Here is a 19,972-nt window from a genome sequence, read left to right on the forward strand (position 1 = left end):
GGCGTGTGGGCACTCGTTGGGCCATGGCCGAGTCGTCGGTGCCCGGCCGTAGGATGCGCGCGTCCCGCCGGTTCGCGGCCCAGGAGCGTCGATGCCCGAGTTCGCAGGCTTCCCCACCGAAGCGCTGATCTTCTTCGAGGGCCTCGAGGCCGACAACAGCAAGGCCTACTGGACGGATCATCGCGACACCTACGAGAAGGCCGTCCGGGCCCCGATGCTCGCCCTGCTCGACGCCCTCGAGCCGGAGTTCGGCGCACCGCATGTTTTCCGTCCGCACAGGGACGTCCGATTCTCGAAGGACAAGTCGCCCTACAAGACGGCGATCGGCGCCCACAACGAGCGGGGCGGCTACGTCGAGGTCTCCGCCCGCGGGCTGATGATCGCCACCGGTTACTGGCGGACCGCGCCGGACCAGGTGGAACGCCTGCGCGCCGCGGTCGCCGACGACCGGACGGGCCCCCGGCTTGAGGCGCTGGTGCGCGAGCTGCGGGAGGCGGGATACGGGGTGTCGGGCACGACGCTCAAGACCCGGCCGCGGGGCTACGACGCGGATCACCCACGCATCGAGCTGCTGCGGCACCGGACCCTCACGGCCCACCGTGAGTTCGGCGAGCCGGCGTGGCTGGCCGAGCCGGAATGCGTCGAGCACGTGGCGGCGGGCTGGCGGGAGACGCGCCGGCTGACCGGCTGGCTCGACGACCACGTCGGCCCGTCCCGCCTGCCCGTGGCCCGTCGCGGTTCCCGGTGAACCCGCGCTGTCGATCGGAACGGCCCGGGGGTCGCCCGCCGAGGGCTCCCCGTGCGCGCACGCGCCGAGTCCGGGTGCGCGCACGGGGCCGGTCGGCCGGACCGCCGACCGACGCCCGGTCGGACTAGTTGACCGCCTGGAACCTCCACCCCTGGTCCTGGAGGAAGATGGGCGAGAGCGCCACCATCGGCGGATAGATGAGTGCCGGGTGCAGTCCGACGGTCAGGTCGCTGTCCACCGCTCCGATGACGAAGGAGCCCGGCCGGGGGCCCTGCTCGATCCGCCACTCACGACGCTGCGGAAAAGGGCGCACCAGCTCGAAGGTGTCAGGATCGCCGTCGAAACCGAGGAAGAGCTGGTCGGACGTCTGCTGGATCGTGTACGTGTCATTATCCGTACGTCGGACCTCCCATTCCTGGCCGCGTCCGTTTTCGGGCAGAATAACGCTGCGGTCGCGCCCTTCCGCGGTGAGGAACTGGTTGTTGTCAAGGCCGATCCGATAAACGCCGTCGGTAACCGTTGCCACGTTGTTCCCGCTTTCTGTCGTGGACCGTCGCTCGGTAATTCTGCCCGGCAGCTCGGGGGTGGGCCGGTAGCGACGCACTCGAATCTCGACATGGCTCCGAGCGGCCTGCCGAAAGGAGGTCGGGCCGAGGCCACCGTGACATCACCGGGGAAAAGACGTGAACGGCTTTCATGCTCCACCGGGGCGCCGGGCGTCCGTGTCGGTATTCGATACCGGTTTCGTGGCCGGTTTCGTGGGACTTGTTCCGCTCGGCGCGGGAAGGGGTGTGGATCCTCGGCGGTCCGTGACCTCGAGCACGACCTGCGTGGCGGTGGCGAGGCCGACGGGACGTCCGACGCCTGCGACCCGCAGGCTTACGGCGGCATCGATCAGGTGGCGCCCGGTGGGCAGCCCCGGACCGGTCAGCCGGATGACCGTGGAGCGTGTGGAGAGCCGTCCCCGGGCGCGGAGCACCGTCCCGCCCGGGCCGGTGCCGTGCCCCGCGCTCCCCGCTGCGCCGGGCGCGGCATCGCCGGGCCGGACACCCACGACGGCGTGGTACTCCAGCGGCCCGGTGGGCGGTGGGTGGGCGGGGGTGAATCCGATCGACAGCGCGACGGTGAGCGGTTCCCCTGGGTGAGGTCCGGCGGGTTCGACCTGAACGCCGAGCCGCACAGGGAGCGGTTCCGAGCCGCTGAGCGGTCTCGAGCCGCTGAGCGGTTCCAGGGCGCCGGCCGGAGCCGTCGGGGCGAGCCGGCCGGCCCGAGCCGCGATGAAGGCGATCACCTCGGACGGCTCCCAGCCCGGCCAGCGCATCGGGGCGTTCTCGCGTGCGTGCTGCACGCTGGTGCTGCGGACGCCGTCGCAGTCGAGGAGGAGGCGCACCACGAAGCTCTCCTCGCGCTGGGCCTCGTCGCTCTCAGATGCCATCGGTGCCCTCCACGGTCCACCTGCGTGAATGGGGTCCCCGGACGGATCGGCCGCGTGCCACCGGTACGGGGCGCGCGGCCGATCCGTCGGAGCGGGTGGACGCCCGGTGCCCGGTGGCCGCCTAGGCGTAGATCTCGATGATCTTGGGCAGGGTGAAGACGGTGAGCGGGTAGTGGAGCAGGTTCCCGTTGTTGTTCAGCCGGAACGTGACGATGGCGCCGAGCTGGTAGACCCCGGCCGCCAGCGTGTTGGCGGGCACTGTGCGCTCGGTGCCGGCGCGGCGGTAGCCGAGCTGGCCGTGGGTCGTCGACTCGCCCCGCGACGGGATCGGGTTCGCCGGGGCGGGGCTCCCGAGCCCGTTCACCCAGTACCGGACCGAATAGCGCAGAATTCCGACGAGGACCTCGTTGAGGGCGCCGGCGAGGTCGAAGTCGATCCACACGGTGAACGGATCGCCGACTCTGATGATGTTGGTCGGCGCGACTCCGTTCGAGTCCTCGATCGACACGTAGTCGTCCGCGGTGATCTGCCCGGCGGGCTCGCCTGTCTGGGTCATTCGCTGGTTCCTCCTGAGCTGCGGCCGTTGTTGACGACAACGAATTCCGGGATGCGGATCCCTGTCTACCCACGGGCAATTAACGATCTTGTTCTGATGGCTTAAGGGGGCGGTCGGGCCGGTTAATCGGCTGTGCCGCCGGCTCGACGGGGCGCGGTAACCGCTGCTCGCCCCCGTTAACGCGTGCCGGGAACCCGGTTGGGATTATCGCTGCCGCTGGTATTGGGGCTCATGGCCGTCCGTGTCGCGATGACGGCCTCCCGGCGTGGTCGCGCGCGGCCGGGGTTCGCCGCCGGCCCGCGGCTGAAGCGGTGGATTCGGTGGCGCTGTCCGCACGTCCGGCGCGGACCCCACCACTTCCTGGCCGAACGGTGATATAGATGTGGATGTTCTTCCGTTGTCTTTACGGTGTCTTCACTGTCGGCTGCATGGGGGATGCATGCTCGCGGGCAAGGTGCTGGAACCTCTTGGAGCACAGCCGGTGACGGCGCATTCTTTGTTCGTCGACGCGGTGACCGGCGGCGCCACCGTGTTTGTCACGCCCCCCGGCACGCTGCTCACCGACGGGCTCACGGCCGCGCTGGAGGCGGTCGACCGGACGCCGGTCTGGCTCCGGCTGGGCGTCGAGGACCGTGACCCGGCGACCTTCCTGACAACGCTGATCACCGCGGTGCGGCGGCGAGCCCCCGGATTCGGCGCCACCCTGCTCACCCGGGTGCGACCGTTGCCCGGCCCGGTGCGCGAGTGGGACGACATCTACCGCAGGATCGGCGTGGAACTGGCCGAGCGGCTCCCGCCCGGGTCGGCGCTGGTGCTGGAACACGCGGACCGGATCGATCCGCACGGGCCGTCGTTGCACCTCGCGTGCAGCCATGTGCTGAGTGCTCTGCCCGAGGAGACGCCCCGGGTGCTGTTCGGCCATGACGTGCTCCCGGGCACCGCGGTTCTCGGGGACGCCCGTCGGCCGCCGGCCGAGCGCGCCCGGCTGCACCCGTCGGAGGTTGAGCTTCCCGGTGGGCTCGGGCTCCGGCGGCGTCACGCGGCGGCGCTCCTCGGCCGGTCCGCGGCGCTGCGGCACGCCGTCGAGTTCGCGCGCACCACGCTGCCGGACGGTGATCTGGCTCAGGCTCTGCGCGGCCGGACGCCTGCCGGCGTGCTCACCTCGCTGGCCCGTACCGTCCTAGCGGGCGCCACCGGCGCGGGCCGTCGAATGCTCGCGCGGCTGCTGCACGTCGAGTACGTCCTCCCGGAGGCGGACCGGCACCAGCTCGCCGAGCTGACCGGACCGTGGTTCCAGCCGTTGATCGGCGACTGGTCACGACTGCGCACCGTCTGGCGCGCTCCGCTGCTCGCGGCTCTGGCCGAGGACGCGGCGCTGGACCGCGAGACCCTGCGCGGCACCGCGCTCGAGCTGTTGCGGGCGGGCGCTCCGGAACGGGCGATCCCCATGCTGCTCGAGTTCGACGATCGCGCGGTGGCGGCGCGGGCGCTGGCCAGGGTCGCCGACGGCATGATCGCCGCCGGCCAGTGGGTGACAGTCGGCGGCTGGCTGGACCAGCTGCCGCCCGAGGCTGTCGAGGCGGAGCCGGATCTGCTCGACGCGGCCGCGCACGTCGCCTCGGTCCGGGGCCGGCAGGGCCCTGCCGGTCACCGGTCCCACGCGGTGGCCGCCGCGGTCTCCGAGACGGACAGGCTGACGCGGCGGCTGGCGGACATCCACCGGGACCGGCGCCTGCATGCCGAGGCGGAGGCCGCGCTCGCCCGGTCGGAGCACGAGACGACGGCGCTCCTGCACGCCCACATCGCCGGTGTGTCCGGCGGCCCCGAGGCGCCGAGGGCCGCGGACGCCGCGCCGGGTGGGAGATCCGGGAGCACGGCCGTGACGGGCCAGGTGGAGATGGCCGTGCACGTGCTGGGACCGCTGTCGGTGATGATGAACGGGCGGCTCGTGCGAGGCTGGGGCGCCCGCCCCCGGTCCCTGCTGGCCTACCTGGTGATCCATCGGGCGGACCTGCCCCCGCGGGAGGTCGTCACCGAGGCGTTGTGGCCACGCGCCGACCTGCCCGCGGCGCGGAACAACATCCAGGTGGCCGTGTACGGCGCGCGGCGCGCCCTGCGGGAGGCGGTCGACCGGCAGGTCATCGTGTTCGAGCGCGGCGTGTACCGGCTGGCCGCCGACGTCATGGTGTCCATCGACCTCGACGCGTTCGAAGGCCATGTCCGGGCTGGTCAGCGTTTCGCCGACGCGGGACGCGTCGAGGCCGCCATCGCCGAGCTCGAGACGGCGGTGGCGCTGTACCGGGGCGATTTCCTCGCCGACGCGCGTTCCGAGGACTGGGCCGTCCTGCGGCGCGAGCAGTTGAGGCTGGCCTACCTGGACGCGCTGGACCGGCTCAGCTCGCTGTACCTGGAGACCGGGCAGTACCCGGTCTGCGCGGTGCTGTGCCGGCAGATCCTCGAGCGCGACCCGTGCCGGGAGGACGCCCACCGCCGGCTCATGCGCTCCTACACCCGCCAGGGGCAGCCGCACCTGGCGTTGCTGCAGTTCCGGACCTGCGTCGACATCCTGGCCCGCGAGCTGCGCGTCGCGCCGGGACCGGCGACGGTCCGCCTGCACGAGCGAATCCGCCGACACGAGCCCGTCTGAGCCCCGCCCTGGTCTCCCGCCGACGGTGATGATCGGGCCGCCCCGCGCGGTGGGCCGGTTCGCCGTGGGTCAGCCCGCGGGCGTGGCGGTGCACAGCGGGAGGATGTGCTCGCCGTATTTGGCCAGCTTGTTCTCGCCGACGCCGTTCACCGTCGCGAGTTCGGCGAGCGACGAGGGCGCGCGGGTGGCGATCTCGCGCAGCGTGGCGTCGTGGAAGATCACGTAGGCGGGGACGCCCTGCTCCTTGGCGGTGGCGCCGCGCCAGGCGCGCAGCCGCTCGAACAGCGCCGCCGCCTGCGCGGGCAGCTCGACCGGCTCGGCCCGGCGGCCCTTCGCCGCCGAGGTGCTCGTGGTCCTGGCCGCTCGCCTGGGCTCGCGCCGCATGGAGACCGACCGCTGCCCGCGCAGGACGTCCCCGCTCGCGTCGGTGAGGACGAGCGTTCCGTGTTCACCCTCGACGGCCAGCAGGCCCTGGGCCAGCAGCTGACGGACGACGCCCCGCCACTCGGCCTCGCTGAGCTCGGTGCCGATGCCGAAGACCGTCAGCGAGTCGTGGCCGTGCTGGTTGACCTTGGGGGTACGCCGGCCCAGCAGGATGTCGACGAGATGGCCCGCGCCGAACTTCTGCCGGCGCTCCCGCTGCAGCCGCAGCACCGTGGACAGCAGCTTCTGGGCGGGCACGGTCGCCTCCCAGGACTGCTGCGGGTGCAGGCAGGTGTCGCAGTTGCCGCAGGCGGCCGACCCCTGCTGCCCGAAGTAGGCCAGCAGGCCGACCCGGCGGCACTCGATGGTCTCGCACAGCGCGAGCATGGCGTCGAGATGGGAGTTGAGCCGCCGGCGGTGCGCGGCGTCGCCGTCGGAGGCGTCGATGAGCCGGCGCTGCTGGACGACGTCCTGCAGGCCGTAGGCGAGCCAGGCGGTGGAGCGCAGCCCGTCCCGGCCGGCGCGGCCGGTCTCCTGGTAGTAGCCCTCCACCGACTTCGGCAGGTCGAGGTGGGCGACGAAGCGGACGTCCGGCTTGTCGATGCCCATCCCGAAGGCGATCGTGGCGACCATGACCAGGCCGTCCTCCCGTAGGAAACGGGCCTGGTGCTCGGCGCGGACGCGTGCGTCGAGGCCGGCGTGATAGGGCAGCGCGGCGATCCCGTTCGAGACCAGGAACTCCGCGATCTTCTCGACCGACGCCCGGGACAGGCAGTACACGATGCCCGCGTCGCCGGGGTGCTCGGTGCGCAGGAGCTCCAGCAGCTGTGCCTTCGGGTCGTTCTTCGGCACGATGCGGTACTGGATGTTCGGCCGGTCGAAGTCGGCGACGAAATGACGGGCGTTGCCCAGCCCGAGCCGGTTCGTGATCTCCTCGTGGGTCGCCGGGGTGGCGGTGGCGGTCAGCGCCACGCGCGGCACCTGCGGCCAGTGCTGGTGCAGCTCGGAGAGCAGGAGGTAGTCGGGCCGGAAGTCGTGCCCCCACTGCGCGACGCAGTGCGCCTCGTCGATCGCGAACAGCGCGATCTCACCCCGGTCGAGGAGCTCGATCGTCGCGCGCACCCGCAGCCGCTCGGGGGCCAGGTAGAGCAGGTCGAGCTCGCCGGCGAGGAACGCGGACTCGACGGCGCGGCGCTCGTCGGCCTGCTGGGTGGAGTTGAGGAACCCGGCCCGGACCCCGAGCGCGAGCAGCGCGTCGACCTGGTCCTGCATCAGCGCGATGAGTGGCGAGATGACCACCCCGGTACCGGGCCGGACGAGCGCCGGGATCTGGTAGCACAACGACTTGCCGCCGCCCGTGGGCATGAGGACCAGCGCGTCGCCACCGCCGACGACGTGATCGATGATCTCCTGCTGGCCGTCGCGGAAGGACTCGTAGCCGAAGACGCGGCGCAGCACTTCCGCGGCGTCCCGCGGGACGCGAACCGAGGGCGAGGTCACCGCGCCACTGTAGAAGGCGCCACGGGACGACAGTGACGCGAGTGCGCGCCTGTGGACAACCCGTTCCCGAACCGCCCGTCGTCCTCAGCCGCCCGGCGTCCCGAGCCGCCCGGCGTCCCGAGCCGCCCGTCGCCCCGGCGGGGAACCGGCTCAGGCCGACGAGCGGATCACCAGCTCCGTCGGCAGGATCACCGACGCCGCCGGACCGGTCGGATCGGCGATGCGCCGCAGGAGCTGGTGCACCATCTCCGCGCCGAGCCGTTCCACCGGCTGGCGGACGGTCGTCAGCGGCGGGTCCGCGTACGCGGCCGGCGCCGCGTCGTCGAAGCCGATGACGGCGACGTCGTCGGGAACCCGCCGCCCGGCGGCCCGCAGCGCGCGCAGCACGCCGAGGGCCATCAGGTCGGAGGCGGCGAACACAGCGTCGATCGTCGGGTGTTCGGCCAGCAGCCGGGCGGTCGCCGCCTGGCCGCTGGCCTCGGTGAAGTCACCGGTCTCGACCCGGGCGGCCGCGGCCGGCAGACCCGCGTCCCGGGCCGCCCGCGCGTAGCCGGCCAGCCGGTCGACGCCCACGCTCATGTCCACCGGCCCGGCGACGGTCGCCAGCTCGCGGCGGCCCGCCCCGACGAGATGGCGCACGGCCTGCCGGGCGCCACCCACGTTGTCGGCGTCGACCGAGTCGACCGACTCGACCGCGTCGCCGGTGAGCAGCCGTCCCGCCATCACCAGCGGGACGCCGGCCCGCGAGACCGACATCGGCATGATGTCGTCCCCGTGCAGGGAGATCAGGAGGACGCCGTCGACGTGGCCGTTGCCGACGTAGCGCAGCGCCCGGTCGCGCTGGCGGTCACCCTGCACCTGCAACAGGACGAGCTGGAGCTGGGTGTCGCTCAGCGCCTGGTTCACCCCGCGCAGCACGCTGGCGAAGAACGGGTCGGCGAACACCGTGTCGGGCCGCTCGTGCACGATCAGCACGATCGTGTCCGTCCGCCGGGTCACCAGGCTGCGGGCGGCCTGGTTCGGCACGTAGCCGAGCTCGGCGATCGCCCGGGTGACCGCCGCGTGCGCCGCAGGGGAGACCCGCAGCGATCCGTTCACCACCCGGGAGACCGTCGCCCGCGACACCCCGGCCAGCTCGGCGACGGCCTCCAACGTCGGTGCCTGGCGGGTCCGGGCCGGTGGCTCCGGCGTCATCGCTCCCCGTTCGCCGCGCGGTGCTCCCGGATCAGCCGCGAGTACCACAACCCGCTGGACTTCGGCGTGCGCACCAGGGTCTCGAAGTCGACGTGCACGATGCCGAACCTCATCCGGTACCCCTCGGCCCACTCGAAGTTGTCCAGCAACGACCACACGAAGTATCCCCGAACGTCGACCCCGTCCTGGGCCGCCTGCCGGACGGCGTCGAGGTGACCCGCCAGGTAGCGGACCCGCAGCGGGTCGTGCACCGTCCCGTCCGGGGAAACCTCGTCGTCGTAGGCCGCGCCGTTCTCGTGGATGTGGAACGGGACCCCGGGGTAGTCCGCGCCGAGCCGGCGCAGCAGGGCCAGGAAGCTGCGTGGCCGCACCGGCCAGCCCAGCGCCGTCACGTCCTCGCTCGTGGGCACCCGGGTGACGTTCTCCGCGCCGGCGAACGGGGTCGGTTTCGGCGACGGGTCCGGCCCCGGCGCGACGATGTGCGGCGCGTAGTAGTTCACCCCGATCCAGTCCACCGGCTGCGAGATCACGGCGAGGTCACCGTCGTGGACGGGCAGCTCGGCGCCGGCCCGGGCGAAGTCGGCGATCACATCGGACGGGTACGTACCGCGCAGGACGGGATCGAGCCAGAGCCGGATCTGCTGCCCGTCGACGAGCCGCACGGCGTCGTCGGCCCCGGCGGTGCTCGCCCCGTCGGTGTCCGGCGGCGGCTCCGCCGGGATCAGGTTGAGGGTGATGCCGACGTCCGCCGCGCCGTGCCCACGCAGCACGGCGGCGCCGAGGCCGTGGGCCAGCAGCAGGTGGTGGACGGCCCGCACGGCGGCCCCGGCGTCCCGCACCCCGGGGGCGTGCCGCCCGGTCAGGTACCCCTCGAAGGCCGAGCACCAGGGCTCGTTCAGGGTCGACCAGTGCCGGACCCGGTCGCCGAGCGCGCCGGCGACCCGCTCGGCGTAGTCGGCGAAGCGCAGCGCCGTGTCGCGGTTCGGCCAGCCGCCGGCGTCCTGCAGCGGCTGCGGCAGATCCCAGTGGTAGAGCGTCACCCACGGGTCGATCCCGGCGGTGAGGAGCTCGTCGACGAGCCGGTCGTAGAACGCCAGCCCCTCGGGGTTCACCGCCCCCGACCCGGTCGGGACGATCCTCGGCCAGGCGATCGAGAACCGGTACGCGCCCAGGCCGAGGCCGGCCATGAGCGCGACGTCCTCGCGGTAGCGGTGCAGGTGGTCGACGGCGACGTCGCCGTTCTCGCCGTTCGCGGTCATGCCAGGGGTGCGGGCGAAGACGTCCCAGATCGACGGCCCGCGGCCGCCCTCCCGGGCGCCGCCCTCGATCTGGTAGGCGGAGGTGGCGGCACCCCACACGAATCCGGCGGGCAGGCCGGTGGCGATCCGAGCCGCGAGCTCGTCGGCTCCCGGCGCCGCTGTCGTCGCTGACGCAGCCGGCGCCGCTGTCGGGTCCGTCGTCGGGACGGGGCTGGTAGTCAACCTTTCACCGCGCCTTCCATGATTCCGCTGATGATCTGGCGGCCGAACAGGGCGAATACGACGAGGACGGGGAGCGTGCCGAGCGCGGTGCCGGCGAGGACGAGGGTGTTGTCCCGGTAGTGGCCCGCGGCCAGCGTGCTGAGGGCCACCTGGACGGTCGGGTTCTCCGAGTTCAGGACGATCAGCGGCCACATGAAGTCGTTCCAGGCCTGCATGAACGTGAGCAGGCCGAGCACGGCCAGGCCGGGGCGCAGCGCCGGCAGCGCGACGTGCCAGTAGAGCCGCAGCGTGCCGCAGCCGTCCATCCGCCCGGCGTCGAGCAGCTCGTCCGGCACGGCCTGGAGGACGTTCTGCCGCATGAACACGACGCCGAACGCGGTCACCGCGGTCGGCAGGATCACCGCGACGAGATGGTTCGCCCAGCCGAACTCCTGCATCTCCAGGTAGAGCGGGATGATCCCGAGCTGCATCGGGACCATCATCGTGGCGATCACGGTGAGCAGCAGCGCGCCGTGGCCGCGGAAGGTCAGCTTCGCGAACGCGAAACCGGCCGCCGAGCAGAACAGCAGCGTGCTGGCGGTGATCGACCCCGCGACGACGAGGGAGTTCAGCAGGGCCTTGCCGAAGTTCACCGTGTCGAACACCCGGGCGGCGTTCTCGAAGAAGTGCCCGCCGGGAAGGAAGGGTGGAGGCAGCTGCCCGACGGCGTCGTTCGTCCGGGACGGGATCATGAACGTCCAGTACACCGGGAACGCGGAGACGATCAGGGCCAGGAACAGGAACGGATAGCGCAGCGGGCCGGAACGTTCGCCCGGGGCGCGGGAGAAGGCGGTCACCGGGACCCTCCTCTCAGCCGGGCGCCGCCGCGGGTGACGAGATAGGCGAGCGCGGCGAACACCACGGTCACCAGGAACATCACCCAGGCGATGGCGGAGCCGTAGCCGAAGTTGTGCAGTCGGAAGCTCTCCTCGTAGAGCAGGAGGGCCAGGGTCTGGAACTGGTGGCCGTTGCCGCCGGAGACGCTGCCGGGTGAGGTGTCGAACAGCAGCGGCTCGGTGAACAGCTGGATCTGGCCGATGACGGAGACCAGCGCGGTGAAGGCGATGGTCGGCCGCAGCGCGGGCAGTGTGATGTGCCAGAGCTGCCGCCAGGTACCGGCGCCGTCCATGGCCGCGGCCTCGAAGTGCTCCTTCGGGATCGCCTGCATCGCGGCCAGGTAGATGAGCGCGTTGTAGCCGGTCCACCGCCAGATGACCATCGACGAGATGGCGATCTTCGACGTCCACTCGCCGGCCTGCCAGTTGATCGGGTCCAGCCCGACCTCGCCGAGCAGCCAGCTGACGAGGCCGAACTGACGGCCGAAGATCTGGCTGAACACGATCGTCACCGCGACGATGGACGTGATGTTGGGTAGCAGCACGCCCATCCGGAACAGGGTCCGCCCGCGCAGCCTGGCGTTCAGGACGTGCGCCAGGATCAGCGCCAGCACCAGCTGGGGAACCGACGACATCGCCATCAGCAGGAAGGTGTTGCGGACCGCCTTCCAGAAGAAGTCGTCGGAGAGCAGGTCGGTGTAGTTCCGCAGCCCGACGAACCGTTCGTCGCCCGGGTGGAGCATGTCCCGGTCGGTGAGCGAGATCCAGGCGGTGTACAGCATCGGGAAGAGGCCGAAGGCCGCGAAGATCGCGAAGAACGGCGCGATGAGCCCGTAGGGAACCGCCGCGCCCGCCACCCGCCGCAGCACGGAGCGTGTGGCGCGTGGGATGTGGTCGCCCCCCGGCGTCCGCCGCCGGGGTGGGGCGGGGTCGGCCGCGGGCGCCGGGGTTGCGATGGTCATCGTCGGATCTCCCTCCTACCCGCGCTCAGCGGGCCGCGCGTTCCGCTTCGTCGACCGATTCCCGGAACGCGACGTCAGGGGCCTGGTGCTCCTGCTCGATGCGCTGGATCCCGTGTTCCATCGCCTGTCGCACGGCGCCGTGCTTCGGGCCCTGGTACTGCGGCGCCAGCTTGATCGCCGACTCGCCGAAGATCCGGCCGGTGGGGGCGTCGTCGAAGAACGGGTTGGTGAACGACTGCACCGCGGGATCCTTGATCGCTCCGAGGCTGGACGGGAAGTTGCCCGTCTCGGTGAAGATGCGGATCTGCTGTTTCGGGGCGGTCAGGAACGAGACCAGCTCGTAGGCCAGCTCCTGGTGGTCGCTCTGCGCCGGGATGGTCAGCCAGGAGCCGCCCCAGTTGCCGCTCCCGCCCGGGATCGCGGCGATGTTCCACTTCCCGGCCGTGTCCGGCGCGTTCTCCTTGATGTAGCCCTGCATCCAGGCCGGGCAGGTGATGGTCGCGAAGGTGCCCTCCTTCATCGCGGTCACCCATTCGTCCTCGAACGCGACCAGGCCGGCGGACTGGCCGTCCGCGATGGCCCGCGCGGTGGAGTCGAAGGCGGCCTTGATCTTCGGATTCGAACCGACGATCACGTTCGACGTTCCGGTGGCGTAGTAGCTCTCGTCGAACTGGAAGACCTGCGCGTTGTAGATGTTGGTGCCGGCGTCGAAGAACTTCGGGCCGGTGTTCTTCGCGGTGAACGCGCGCCCGGTCTCGAAGTAGTCGTCCCAGCTCGGCCAGAGCGCGCTGACCGCGGCCGGGTCGGTCGGCAGCCCGGCGGCGGCGAACAGGTCGGTGCGGTAGCACATCGCGAGCCCGCCGACGTCGGTGCCCAGGCCGATCTGGGTCTTCCCGTCGGCCGACAGCGAGGAGGCCCACTTGAACTCGGGATAGTCCTGCTCGCGGTCGCCCGCTCCGTGGTCGAGCAGGTTGACGAACTGCTCCGGAGCGGCCTTCAGCTGTGCGATGAAGCCTTCGTCGACCGCCTCGACGTCGGCGGCTCCGGAGCCGGCCGCGAGGTGGTTGACCAGGTTGTTGTGGTGGTCGTTGTACTCGCTGACGGTCTCGACGATCTCGACGCCGGGATGGCTCGCCTCGAACTCTCGGTACAGGTCGGTGTAGCCGAAGACGCCGAACGTGTTGATGGTGAGCTTGGTCTTCCCCCCGTCGTCGCCGCAGGCGCTGGTCAGTAACGCCATGGCCAGGACGGCCGTCCCGGCCATGGCCGCGTGGCGACCTCGTCGTGCCCTCATGAAGCCCTCCCTCTGGCTTCACACCCACCGCGCTGATCGCGTGTGAGCGCTCTCATGGCTTCGAAACTGTGAACGGACATGACGGGACTGTCAAGGTCTGATGACCCTCGGATAAATGGACTCCGGAGAGTGTTCATGTAATACCGGAAAGGAGTCGAATCCGTTCGGGACGAAGGTCTGGACGGTCGGCGCGGATCATGCGAATCTGGCCGGACGGCGCCAGGACGCGGGCCTCGGGAACTCCCTCTCCCGAACGTCCGCCACGGCCGGTCGGGCGCCACACACACCGCCGTCCCACGCGTCCGGAAATCCGTGTCCGGAATTCCGCGCGCCGGGGCGGTCGACCCGTCCGGCACAGGTGCCGCAGGGAAGAGGGAGCCCCATGTCCACGATCGAGTTCCGCGACGTCACGCTCAGCTACGACGCCCGGCCGACACCGGATGCCCGGCCGATACTCGACAACCTCAGCCTCGTGATCGGGGACGGCGAGTTCCTCGTCCTCGTCGGTCCCTCCGGCAGCGGCAAGACGACCGCGCTGCGGATCGTCGCCGGCCTGCTCGCGCCCACCGCCGGCCAGGTCCTCGTCGGCGGCCGGGACGTCACCCAGGTGGCGCCGGCCGACCGCGACCTCGCCATGGTCTTCCAGAGCTATGCCCTGTACCCGCACATGACGGTGCGTCGCAACATGGAGTTCGGCCTCAGGCTCGCCGGAATCGATCGGCGGGAACGCGACACCAGGGTGGCCGCCGCGGCCGAGACACTCGGCCTGACCGAGCTCCTCGACCGGCGGCCGCGGGCCCTGTCCGGCGGCCAGCGCCAGCGGGTCGCGATGGGGCGCGCGCTCGTCCGCCAGCCGCGGGCGTTCCTGATGGACGAGCCGCTGTCGAACCTGGACGCGAAACTGCGGGTGCGGGTCCGCGCGGAGATCGCCCGCATCCAGCGCTCACTGGGCACCACCACGCTCTACGTGACCCACGACCAGACCGAGGCGATGACGATGGCCGACCGGGTCGCCGTCCTGCACGACGGACGGCTGCAGCAGGTCGGCACGCCCGACGACCTGTTCAACCGCCCGGCGAACGTCTTCGTCGCCGCGTTCATCGGCAGCCCGCCGGCCAACCTCGTCCCCGGCCGCCTGGTCGCGCAGGACGACGCCGTCACCCTGCGGGTCGGCGACCAGACCCTCACGCTGCCGCCCGACCTGACAGCCTCACTGACCCTCCCGAACAGTGCCGAGGTGATCGTCGGTGTCCGCCCCCACGACGTCGAGACTGAACCGCCGCCGGACCCGGCCCTGATAATCGACATCGACATCGACCTGGTGGAGCGGCTGGGAACCGAGACACTCGCCCACGGTCAGATGACTGCGGGCATACTCACCGGTGCCGCCGCCCGGGCGGCGAGCCTGCTGACGGCCACCGACGACGAGCCTTCCGGGGCGGCACCCGGGGTGGACGCGGACAGGAAGACGTTCACAGCCGCGCTGAACCCACGTACCGATGTCACTGTCCGTGGGAGGTTGCGACTTTACGTTGAAGTCGAGCGACTGCACTTGTTCGACGCCGAGACCGGCGCGACTCTGGCCACACCCCGCAGTCTCGCCATCGCCTGACTCCGGGAGAGATCCCGCGAAGTGGACGGGCTGTGCGCCCTGCGGCGTCGACCGGGTCAGTGCCGGTGGTCCGGGGCGGTCGCCTCGGGGTGGGCGCGGAGCCAGGCGATGTTGGCCCGGCTCTCGTCGTCGACCGGGGTGTAGATGACCAGCCGGGTGCCGGGCAGGGCCGAGAGATCCAGGTTCGTGCTGCGGGTCGCGATGTCCCCGACCGCCGGATAGTGGAAGACCTTGTCGCAGGGCCGCGGCGGGGCCACGTCATGGGTGGCCCACAGCCGGGCGAACTCGGGGCTCGCCGCGCACAGCCGCTGGACGAACTCCTGCCAGCTCGGGTCGTCCATGTGCTGGCTGTAGCGGTACCGGAAGATCGCGACGTGCTCGGGTGCCTGCTCGTCCAGGTTCACCAGCGGGTTGCAGCAGCGCGGGGTGGTGAATGTGAACCAGACGGAGTTCCGCTCGGCGGCGGGGGCGTTCACGAGGAGCGGGAAGAGCGCGCAGTAGGCCGCGTTCCAGCTCAGCAGGTCGGAGCGTGCGTTGACCACGCAGGCGGGCAGCGGGTCGAGGCTGTCGAGGATGGTGCGCATGTCCCGTGGCAGGGAGAGGGCCTCGTCGGTGGCGGGCTGTGGCCCCGGCGTCTCCGCCAGTCGGTAGAGGTGCTCGCGCTCGGCGACTTCGAGCCGCAGGGTGCGCGCCACCGCGTCCAGCACCTGCGGGCTGGCGTTGATGGGGCGCCCCTGTTCGAGCCAGGTGTACCAGGTGACGCCCACGCCCGCGAGCTGGGCGACCTCCTCCCGGCGCAGCCCCGGCGTGCGGCGGCGGGGCCCGGGCGGCATGCCGACCTCGTCGGGGGTGATGCGCTCGCGCCGGCTGCGCAGGAACGAGGCGAGCTCCGGCCGGCGCCGCCCGTCCCGCGGCCCGGCCGCCGTTCGTGGGCCGGCCGCCGGCGAGCCCGCCGGCGCCGGGCGCAGGTCACGGACCGTCGCGGCCGGAAGGGCCTGGGGCTGCGTCAGCGTCACGTCCACCAGCTTGTCCGCTGCGCGGCGCCGGTGCCAGGTGCTGCCAGTACCAGTATCGACAGGCTCTTGTTACCAGTATCCGGGCCGCCCCATGCTGAGGCTCATGGTCGAAGCAACACACATCTCTCAGACGCGGGCACCACATCCCGGTACTGAGCGCCCGGCGGCCGGCGCAGCCCTGCTGGCCGTCATCCTCCTCGGCCAGTTCATGGCCATCCTGGACGTCAGCATCGTCAACGTGGCGCTGCCGACGCTGCGAACGGATCTGGACGTCTCCGGCGCCGGGCTACAGCTCATCGTCGCCGGCTATGTCCTCTCCTACGCGGTTCTGCTGATCACCGGTGCGCGGCTGGGCGGCATGCTCGGGCACCGGCGCGCGTTCAACCTGGGACTCGCCGGGTTCACCGTGGCCTCGCTCGCCTGCGGCCTGGCACCCGGGACGTCCTCGCTGATCGCCTTCCGTTTCCTGCAGGGGGTCAGCGCCGCGCTGATGACCCCGCAGGTCATGAGCCTGATCCAGCGGAACTTCGCCGGTGCGGCGCGGATGCGGGCCCTCGGCTACTTCTCCGCGGTGATCGCGGGCGGTGTCGTCGTCGGCCAGGCCGCCGGCGGGCTGCTCGTCAGCGCGAACCTGTTCGACGCCGGCTGGCGGACGGTCTTCCTGGTGAACGTGCCGATCGGGCTGGTGCTGCTCGTCGTCGGCCCCCGCGTCATGCCCGCCGACGAGGGGCGCCCGGGGACCGACCTCGACATTGCGGGCCTGCTCGTCCTCAGCGCGGCGGTCCTGCTCTTCGTGATGCCGCTCATCCTCGGCCACGAGCTCGGCTGGCCGGCCTGGACGGGGGTGTCGCTGGCCGCGAGTGTCGTCCTGTTCGTGCTCTTCGTCCTGGTGGAGCGAGCCGTCGCGGCCCGCGGGAGACGTCCGTTGATCTCGGTGCGGGTGCTGCGCGCGCCCGTGCTGCTGCCCGCCGCCGGCACGCTCCTGCTCGGGCCGGCCTCCTGGGCCGGGTTCCTGTTCACCACCACCCTGCACCTGCAGGGTGACCTGGGGATGAGCCCGCTGCGCTCCGGGCTGGCGTTCGTCCCGTGCGTCGTCGCGTTCGGCGCGGTCGGGCTGAGCTGGCAGCGTCTGCCGGCCAGCTGGCACGCGAACCTGATCCCGGTCGGGCTGGTGTTCGCCGCCGTCTCGTATCTGTTCCTCGGGCCGCTGGGTGGCGGCGGGGTGCGCTACGAGATCCTCACCGCGCTGATCGGCCTGGGCCTCGGCGTGATGTCGATCATCATCTCGGTGGCACTGGAGCACGTCCCGGTCGAGGACGCGGCCGACGCCAGCGGCCTGCTGCTGACGCTGATGCAGCTCGGCCAGGTGATCGGCGTCGCGACCGTCGGCACGGTGTTCCTGACCACCGCCGACGACGGCGGCTCGACCCGCGACGCGGAGTACGGCACCGGCTACGCTCTCGCGGCGGTCGCGTGCGTCGCCGCCGTGAGCGCCCTGCTGCTGGCGTGGCGCCGCGGGCGGATACCGGCCGTGCCCGTGTCCGTGCCCGCCCAGGCGTCTCCCGCCCAGGCGTCTCCCGCCGGGCCGGAACGCCTGCCCGCCCCGGAGCGGACGGCCGGACCAGGATCCCTGCCCGAGCCGGCTCCAGCGCTGCTGACGGACGGCCGGTAGCCGCTCCAGCCGAGGCCGGCCCGAGGTCGGACGTCGGTCCGGCGGGCTATCCCGCGGCGGTGGCCGGCTGATCGGCGATCCAGGCCGCGATCCGGGCCCGGGAGGTGAACCCGAGCTTGTTCAGGATCTGCTGGACGTGGGTCTCGGCCGTGCGGTTGGAGATCACCAGGGTGGCCGCGATCTCCTTGTTGCTCAGCCCCCGCGCGAGGAGGTCGGCGACCTGCCGTTCCCGTCTCGTCAGCCGGCTGCCCTGGTCCCGGCCGGCGGTACCCGCCGGCGCGGGGTACGACCCCTTGGTCGCGCGGGCGCAGGCGTCCTCGGGGGACAGCGCCGCGCCCTGGGCCCAGGCGGCGTCGAAGGACCGTCCGCCGAGCGCCTTGCGGGACCGGGCCTCACAGCGCCGCCGGAACCTGAACAGCGCCGGCAGTGCGACGGTCGACGTGCCCATCCGCTCCCAGAGCCGGTCCGCCGCGCCGAGCAGGACGGCGGCGGCGGTGGCGCACTCCCCGAGGCTGGTCTCGATCCAGGCCGGCGTCTCCAGGCACAGCGCGAAGCCCAGATGGTCGGGCCGGCTGGTGAGCGCCGTGCGGGCGACGGCCAGCGCCCGCTCGGGATCACCGGTGCGCCAGGTGGCGGTGGCGTAGGCCCACTCCGCGTAGGAACGGAGCCGGTGGTCGTCGCGCAGCTCCGCGATGGCGAGCGGTATCCCGTCCAGCCGGCGGCAGATCTCGCCGACCGCGGCCTGGTTGTCCTCGGTGAGCTCGAAAGGATGTCGGCCAGCTCCGCGCAGGCGTCCACCAGATGCTCGCAGTTGTCCAGTGAAAGGAACATGTGCCGGGACGCGATGTGATCGGTCAGCACCGACACCCGTCACCGTGCCCAGCCGAACACCGCCGAGCAGCCGTCTGAGGTCCGCGCATTCGTCCCGCCGGCCGACGAAGCTTGTTCGTTCCGCCGGTAACAGTTCCTTCCGCCGGTAACAGTTCGTTCCGGGGCTGTTGCTCGTTCCGGGTCCGCTGCTCGTTCCGGGGTCGCAGCGGCATTGGCGCGGGCATGGATCATCTTTGGTCGCCGCGGCGGGGGCCGGCAAGGCATTACGTAGTACGGACGGTCCCCGTACCCGCCCGCGTAGTTCCGCTGAGGATTCCCGACCGTCAGGGATCGCTGCTGTTCCGGCACACCATCAGGGGAACACCGGTGGGAGACCGGCAGGAGCGGTCCACCGGTCCACCGGTCCACCGGTCCACCGGTTCTGCCGATCTGACGGCGTGAGCCCGTGTACGCTGAAAGGGACTACATGCTCACGCCGTTTGACGACTGTCCGGTGCACCAGACCGCATTGCCTGTCGCGCACGCCGGCGGCCATCCCGATCACTGCGACCGGTTCTGGCCCAACGGCTACGACGAGCAGATGTATTTCGCGCCCGCGCTCGGTCTCTATCCCAATCGTGGGATCATCGACGCCGCCTTCAGTGTGGTTCACGACGGTGTGCAGCGGTCCGTGTTCGCGTCGGGGCGCATCCCGCTGGACCGGATCAGGACGAGTGTCGGCCCGATCTCGGTGGAGATCGTCGAACCGCTGCGGGTCAGCCGTGTCCGGGTCGACGCTTCGGAACACGGGCTGGTCGCCGAGCTCACCGCCACCGCCCCACGGCCGATGGCACGACGAACTCGCCGTGGACGGCGAGGCCTTCAAGGTGGCGGAACTCGACACCGTCGCTCCCGACTGCGTGCACGTCCAGCAGGTCGTCCGCGCGCGCTGGGGCGACCGGACCGGACTCGGGGTGCTGGAGCGGCTCTTCAAGCGACATCACCCGCCAGACCTTCAAGCAGGACGAGGCCACCTACTCGCTCCAGCCTGACGTCGTCCCGGCCGCTGGCGGTTTCAACAACACCGTCGGCCTGTACCACATGGACGGCAAGAACGGTGTCGACCATCTTTCGGGCGGCTTCGGCGAGTGGAACGCTGCTGGACCACGGCGTGCTCGTGAATGTCACCGGCATCGCCCGGCAGGACCACCAGCGGGGCGACTTCACCGCCGGTCCGGGTGGCTGGGAGCGGTTCAGCATCCAGCTCGACGACAACACGCAGTGCATGCTCTACTTCATCCACAATGCCAACAACCAGCTGGTTCAGACGGTTGGCACCCGGGTGAACGCGAACGGCACCACCACGAACCTCGCGCCCAACACCATCTCGTCGACACCCCTGGGCAGCTGGACGAGCCCACACACGGGCATCGTCCACCAACAGAAGTGGGCGATCAACGTTCCGGGTGGAACGTTGACGATCACGCCTCAGCTCGCCGACCAGGAACTGTACAACCCGCTTATTCCGCAGGGTTCGTACTGGGAAGGTACCTCGACGGTGACCGGCACCCTCAACGGTGCGGACATCACCGGTAAGGCGTACGCCGAGCTGACCCCGTCCATCACGCTGCCGACCCGCGGCTCCGTGTGGCAGGGCATCCTGGACGCGCTCGACCTGTAAGCACCCGCACCCGCACCCGCGAGACGCTGGCGCCACCGCCGCCCACGCGGCGGTGGCGCCAGCCGC

At 71.5% G+C, this 19,972-nt stretch carries 17 protein-coding genes; 5 read left to right on the top strand and 12 right to left on the bottom strand.

What is annotated here, in order from left to right:
• Nucleotides 1-91: 91 nt before the first annotated feature.
• Nucleotides 92-748: a DUF2461 domain-containing protein gene (locus B056_RS0115155; RefSeq protein WP_018502714.1), complete on the top strand. Its 657-nt coding sequence runs from the start codon at nt 92-94 to the stop codon at nt 746-748.
• Nucleotides 749-872: 124 nt separating this feature from the next.
• On the opposite strand, the gene B056_RS0115160 is transcribed toward B056_RS0115155, so the two are convergent.
• The 3 genes from B056_RS0115160 to B056_RS0115170 all read right to left on the bottom strand — a co-directional run bounded on the left by B056_RS0115160 (nt 873) and on the right by B056_RS0115170 (nt 2,739).
• Nucleotides 873-1,274, bottom strand: coding sequence for a hypothetical protein (locus B056_RS0115160; RefSeq protein WP_018502715.1), 402 nt, complete (start codon nt 1,272-1,274; stop codon nt 873-875).
• Nucleotides 1,275-1,442: 168 nt separating this feature from the next.
• Nucleotides 1,443-2,183: a hypothetical protein gene (locus B056_RS0115165; protein WP_026239734.1), complete on the bottom strand. Its 741-nt coding sequence runs from the start codon at nt 2,181-2,183 to the stop codon at nt 1,443-1,445.
• Nucleotides 2,184-2,304: 121 nt separating this feature from the next.
• The gene (locus tag B056_RS0115170) at nt 2,305-2,739 is read right to left on the bottom strand and encodes a hypothetical protein (protein ID WP_018502716.1); all 435 of its coding nucleotides are present in this window, start codon (nt 2,737-2,739) and stop codon (nt 2,305-2,307) included.
• A 481-nt stretch (nt 2,740-3,220) separates the two neighbouring features.
• Between B056_RS0115170 and B056_RS0115175 the strand changes: the two genes are divergently transcribed.
• Nucleotides 3,221-5,386, top strand: a complete 2,166-nt coding sequence (locus B056_RS0115175) for a BTAD domain-containing putative transcriptional regulator (protein ID WP_230203003.1) — start codon at nt 3,221-3,223, stop codon at nt 5,384-5,386.
• Between the two features lie 69 nt (nt 5,387-5,455).
• Here B056_RS0115175 and recQ read toward each other — a convergent pair whose 3' ends face one another.
• The 6 genes from recQ to B056_RS0115205 all read right to left on the bottom strand — a co-directional run bounded on the left by recQ (nt 5,456) and on the right by B056_RS0115205 (nt 13,115).
• The gene (recQ, locus tag B056_RS0115180; RefSeq protein WP_035751571.1) at nt 5,456-7,309 is read right to left on the bottom strand and encodes a DNA helicase RecQ; all 1,854 of its coding nucleotides are present in this window, start codon (nt 7,307-7,309) and stop codon (nt 5,456-5,458) included.
• A gap of 150 nt (nt 7,310-7,459) precedes the next feature.
• A complete protein-coding gene (locus B056_RS0115185) occupies nt 7,460-8,503 on the bottom strand; it encodes a LacI family DNA-binding transcriptional regulator (RefSeq protein WP_018502719.1) in 1,044 nt (347 codons plus the stop codon).
• Nucleotides 8,500-9,984, bottom strand: coding sequence for a GH1 family beta-glucosidase (locus tag B056_RS0115190; RefSeq protein WP_018502720.1), 1,485 nt, complete (start codon nt 9,982-9,984; stop codon nt 8,500-8,502). The genes B056_RS0115185 and B056_RS0115190 overlap by 4 nt, the downstream gene beginning before the upstream one ends.
• Nucleotides 9,981-10,820 (bottom strand): carbohydrate ABC transporter permease, encoded by an 840-nt coding sequence (locus B056_RS0115195; RefSeq protein ID WP_018502721.1) that lies wholly within the window; start codon nt 10,818-10,820, stop codon nt 9,981-9,983. The genes B056_RS0115190 and B056_RS0115195 overlap by 4 nt, the downstream gene beginning before the upstream one ends.
• Nucleotides 10,817-11,821, bottom strand: a complete 1,005-nt coding sequence (locus tag B056_RS0115200; protein ID WP_026239736.1) for a carbohydrate ABC transporter permease — start codon at nt 11,819-11,821, stop codon at nt 10,817-10,819. The genes B056_RS0115195 and B056_RS0115200 overlap by 4 nt, the downstream gene beginning before the upstream one ends.
• A 25-nt stretch (nt 11,822-11,846) precedes the next feature.
• Nucleotides 11,847-13,115, bottom strand: coding sequence for an ABC transporter substrate-binding protein (locus B056_RS0115205; RefSeq protein WP_026239737.1), 1,269 nt, complete (start codon nt 13,113-13,115; stop codon nt 11,847-11,849).
• 382 nt (nt 13,116-13,497) lie between these two features.
• On the opposite strand from B056_RS0115205, the gene B056_RS0115210 reads away from it, so the two are divergent.
• Nucleotides 13,498-14,727, top strand: coding sequence for an ABC transporter ATP-binding protein (locus tag B056_RS0115210; protein ID WP_018502724.1), 1,230 nt, complete (start codon nt 13,498-13,500; stop codon nt 14,725-14,727).
• Between the two features lie 56 nt (nt 14,728-14,783).
• Here B056_RS0115210 and B056_RS0115215 read toward each other — a convergent pair whose 3' ends face one another.
• The gene (locus tag B056_RS0115215; RefSeq protein WP_018502725.1) at nt 14,784-15,749 is read right to left on the bottom strand and encodes a helix-turn-helix transcriptional regulator; all 966 of its coding nucleotides are present in this window, start codon (nt 15,747-15,749) and stop codon (nt 14,784-14,786) included.
• Between the two features lie 97 nt (nt 15,750-15,846).
• Here B056_RS0115215 and B056_RS36585 point away from each other — a divergent pair, with 97 nt between their 5' ends.
• Nucleotides 15,847-17,415, top strand: coding sequence for an MFS transporter (locus B056_RS36585; RefSeq protein ID WP_230203005.1), 1,569 nt, complete (start codon nt 15,847-15,849; stop codon nt 17,413-17,415).
• Nucleotides 17,416-17,461: 46 nt separating this feature from the next.
• Here the strand turns inward: B056_RS36585 and B056_RS45775 are convergent, their stop codons facing one another.
• Both B056_RS45775 and B056_RS43635 read right to left on the bottom strand, forming a co-directional pair.
• Nucleotides 17,462-18,289 carry a helix-turn-helix transcriptional regulator gene (locus B056_RS45775; RefSeq protein WP_018502727.1) on the bottom strand — a complete coding sequence of 276 codons (828 nt, stop codon included), beginning with the start codon at nt 18,287-18,289 and terminating at the stop codon, nt 17,462-17,464.
• Nucleotides 18,290-19,049: 760 nt separating this feature from the next.
• The gene (locus tag B056_RS43635) at nt 19,050-19,226 is read right to left on the bottom strand and encodes a hypothetical protein (RefSeq protein WP_230203006.1); all 177 of its coding nucleotides are present in this window, start codon (nt 19,224-19,226) and stop codon (nt 19,050-19,052) included.
• 116 nt (nt 19,227-19,342) lie between these two features.
• Between B056_RS43635 and B056_RS43640 the strand changes: the two genes are divergently transcribed.
• Nucleotides 19,343-19,906 (top strand): lipocalin family protein, encoded by a 564-nt coding sequence (locus tag B056_RS43640; RefSeq protein WP_018502730.1) that lies wholly within the window; start codon nt 19,343-19,345, stop codon nt 19,904-19,906.
• Nucleotides 19,907-19,972 lie beyond the last annotated feature (66 nt).

The sequence above is a fragment of the Parafrankia discariae genome (genome assembly GCF_000373365.1).
Lineage (GTDB): Bacteria > Actinomycetota > Actinomycetes > Frankiales > Frankiaceae > Parafrankia > Parafrankia discariae.

Excerpts from the sequence above, each read along its gene's own strand:
- B056_RS0115205 (WP_026239737.1), bottom strand. The coding sequence starts at position 13,115 with ATGAGGGCACGACGAGGTCGCCACGCGGCCATGGCCGGGACGGCCGTC.
- B056_RS0115165 (WP_026239734.1), bottom strand. The coding sequence starts at position 2,183 with ATGGCATCTGAGAGCGACGAGGCCCAGCGCGAGGAGAGCTTCGTGGTG.
- B056_RS0115210 (WP_018502724.1), top strand. The coding sequence starts at position 13,498 with ATGTCCACGATCGAGTTCCGCGACGTCACGCTCAGCTACGACGCCCGG.
- B056_RS43635 (WP_230203006.1), bottom strand. The coding sequence starts at position 19,226 with ATGTCGCTTGAAGAGCCGCTCCAGCACCCCGAGTCCGGTCCGGTCGCC.
- B056_RS0115200 (WP_026239736.1), bottom strand. The coding sequence starts at position 11,821 with ATGACCATCGCAACCCCGGCGCCCGCGGCCGACCCCGCCCCACCCCGG.
- B056_RS0115170 (WP_018502716.1), bottom strand. The coding sequence starts at position 2,739 with ATGACCCAGACAGGCGAGCCCGCCGGGCAGATCACCGCGGACGACTAC.
- B056_RS0115185 (WP_018502719.1), bottom strand. The coding sequence starts at position 8,503 with ATGACGCCGGAGCCACCGGCCCGGACCCGCCAGGCACCGACGTTGGAG.
- B056_RS36585 (WP_230203005.1), top strand. The coding sequence starts at position 15,847 with ATGGTCGAAGCAACACACATCTCTCAGACGCGGGCACCACATCCCGGT.
- B056_RS0115155 (WP_018502714.1), top strand. The coding sequence starts at position 92 with ATGCCCGAGTTCGCAGGCTTCCCCACCGAAGCGCTGATCTTCTTCGAG.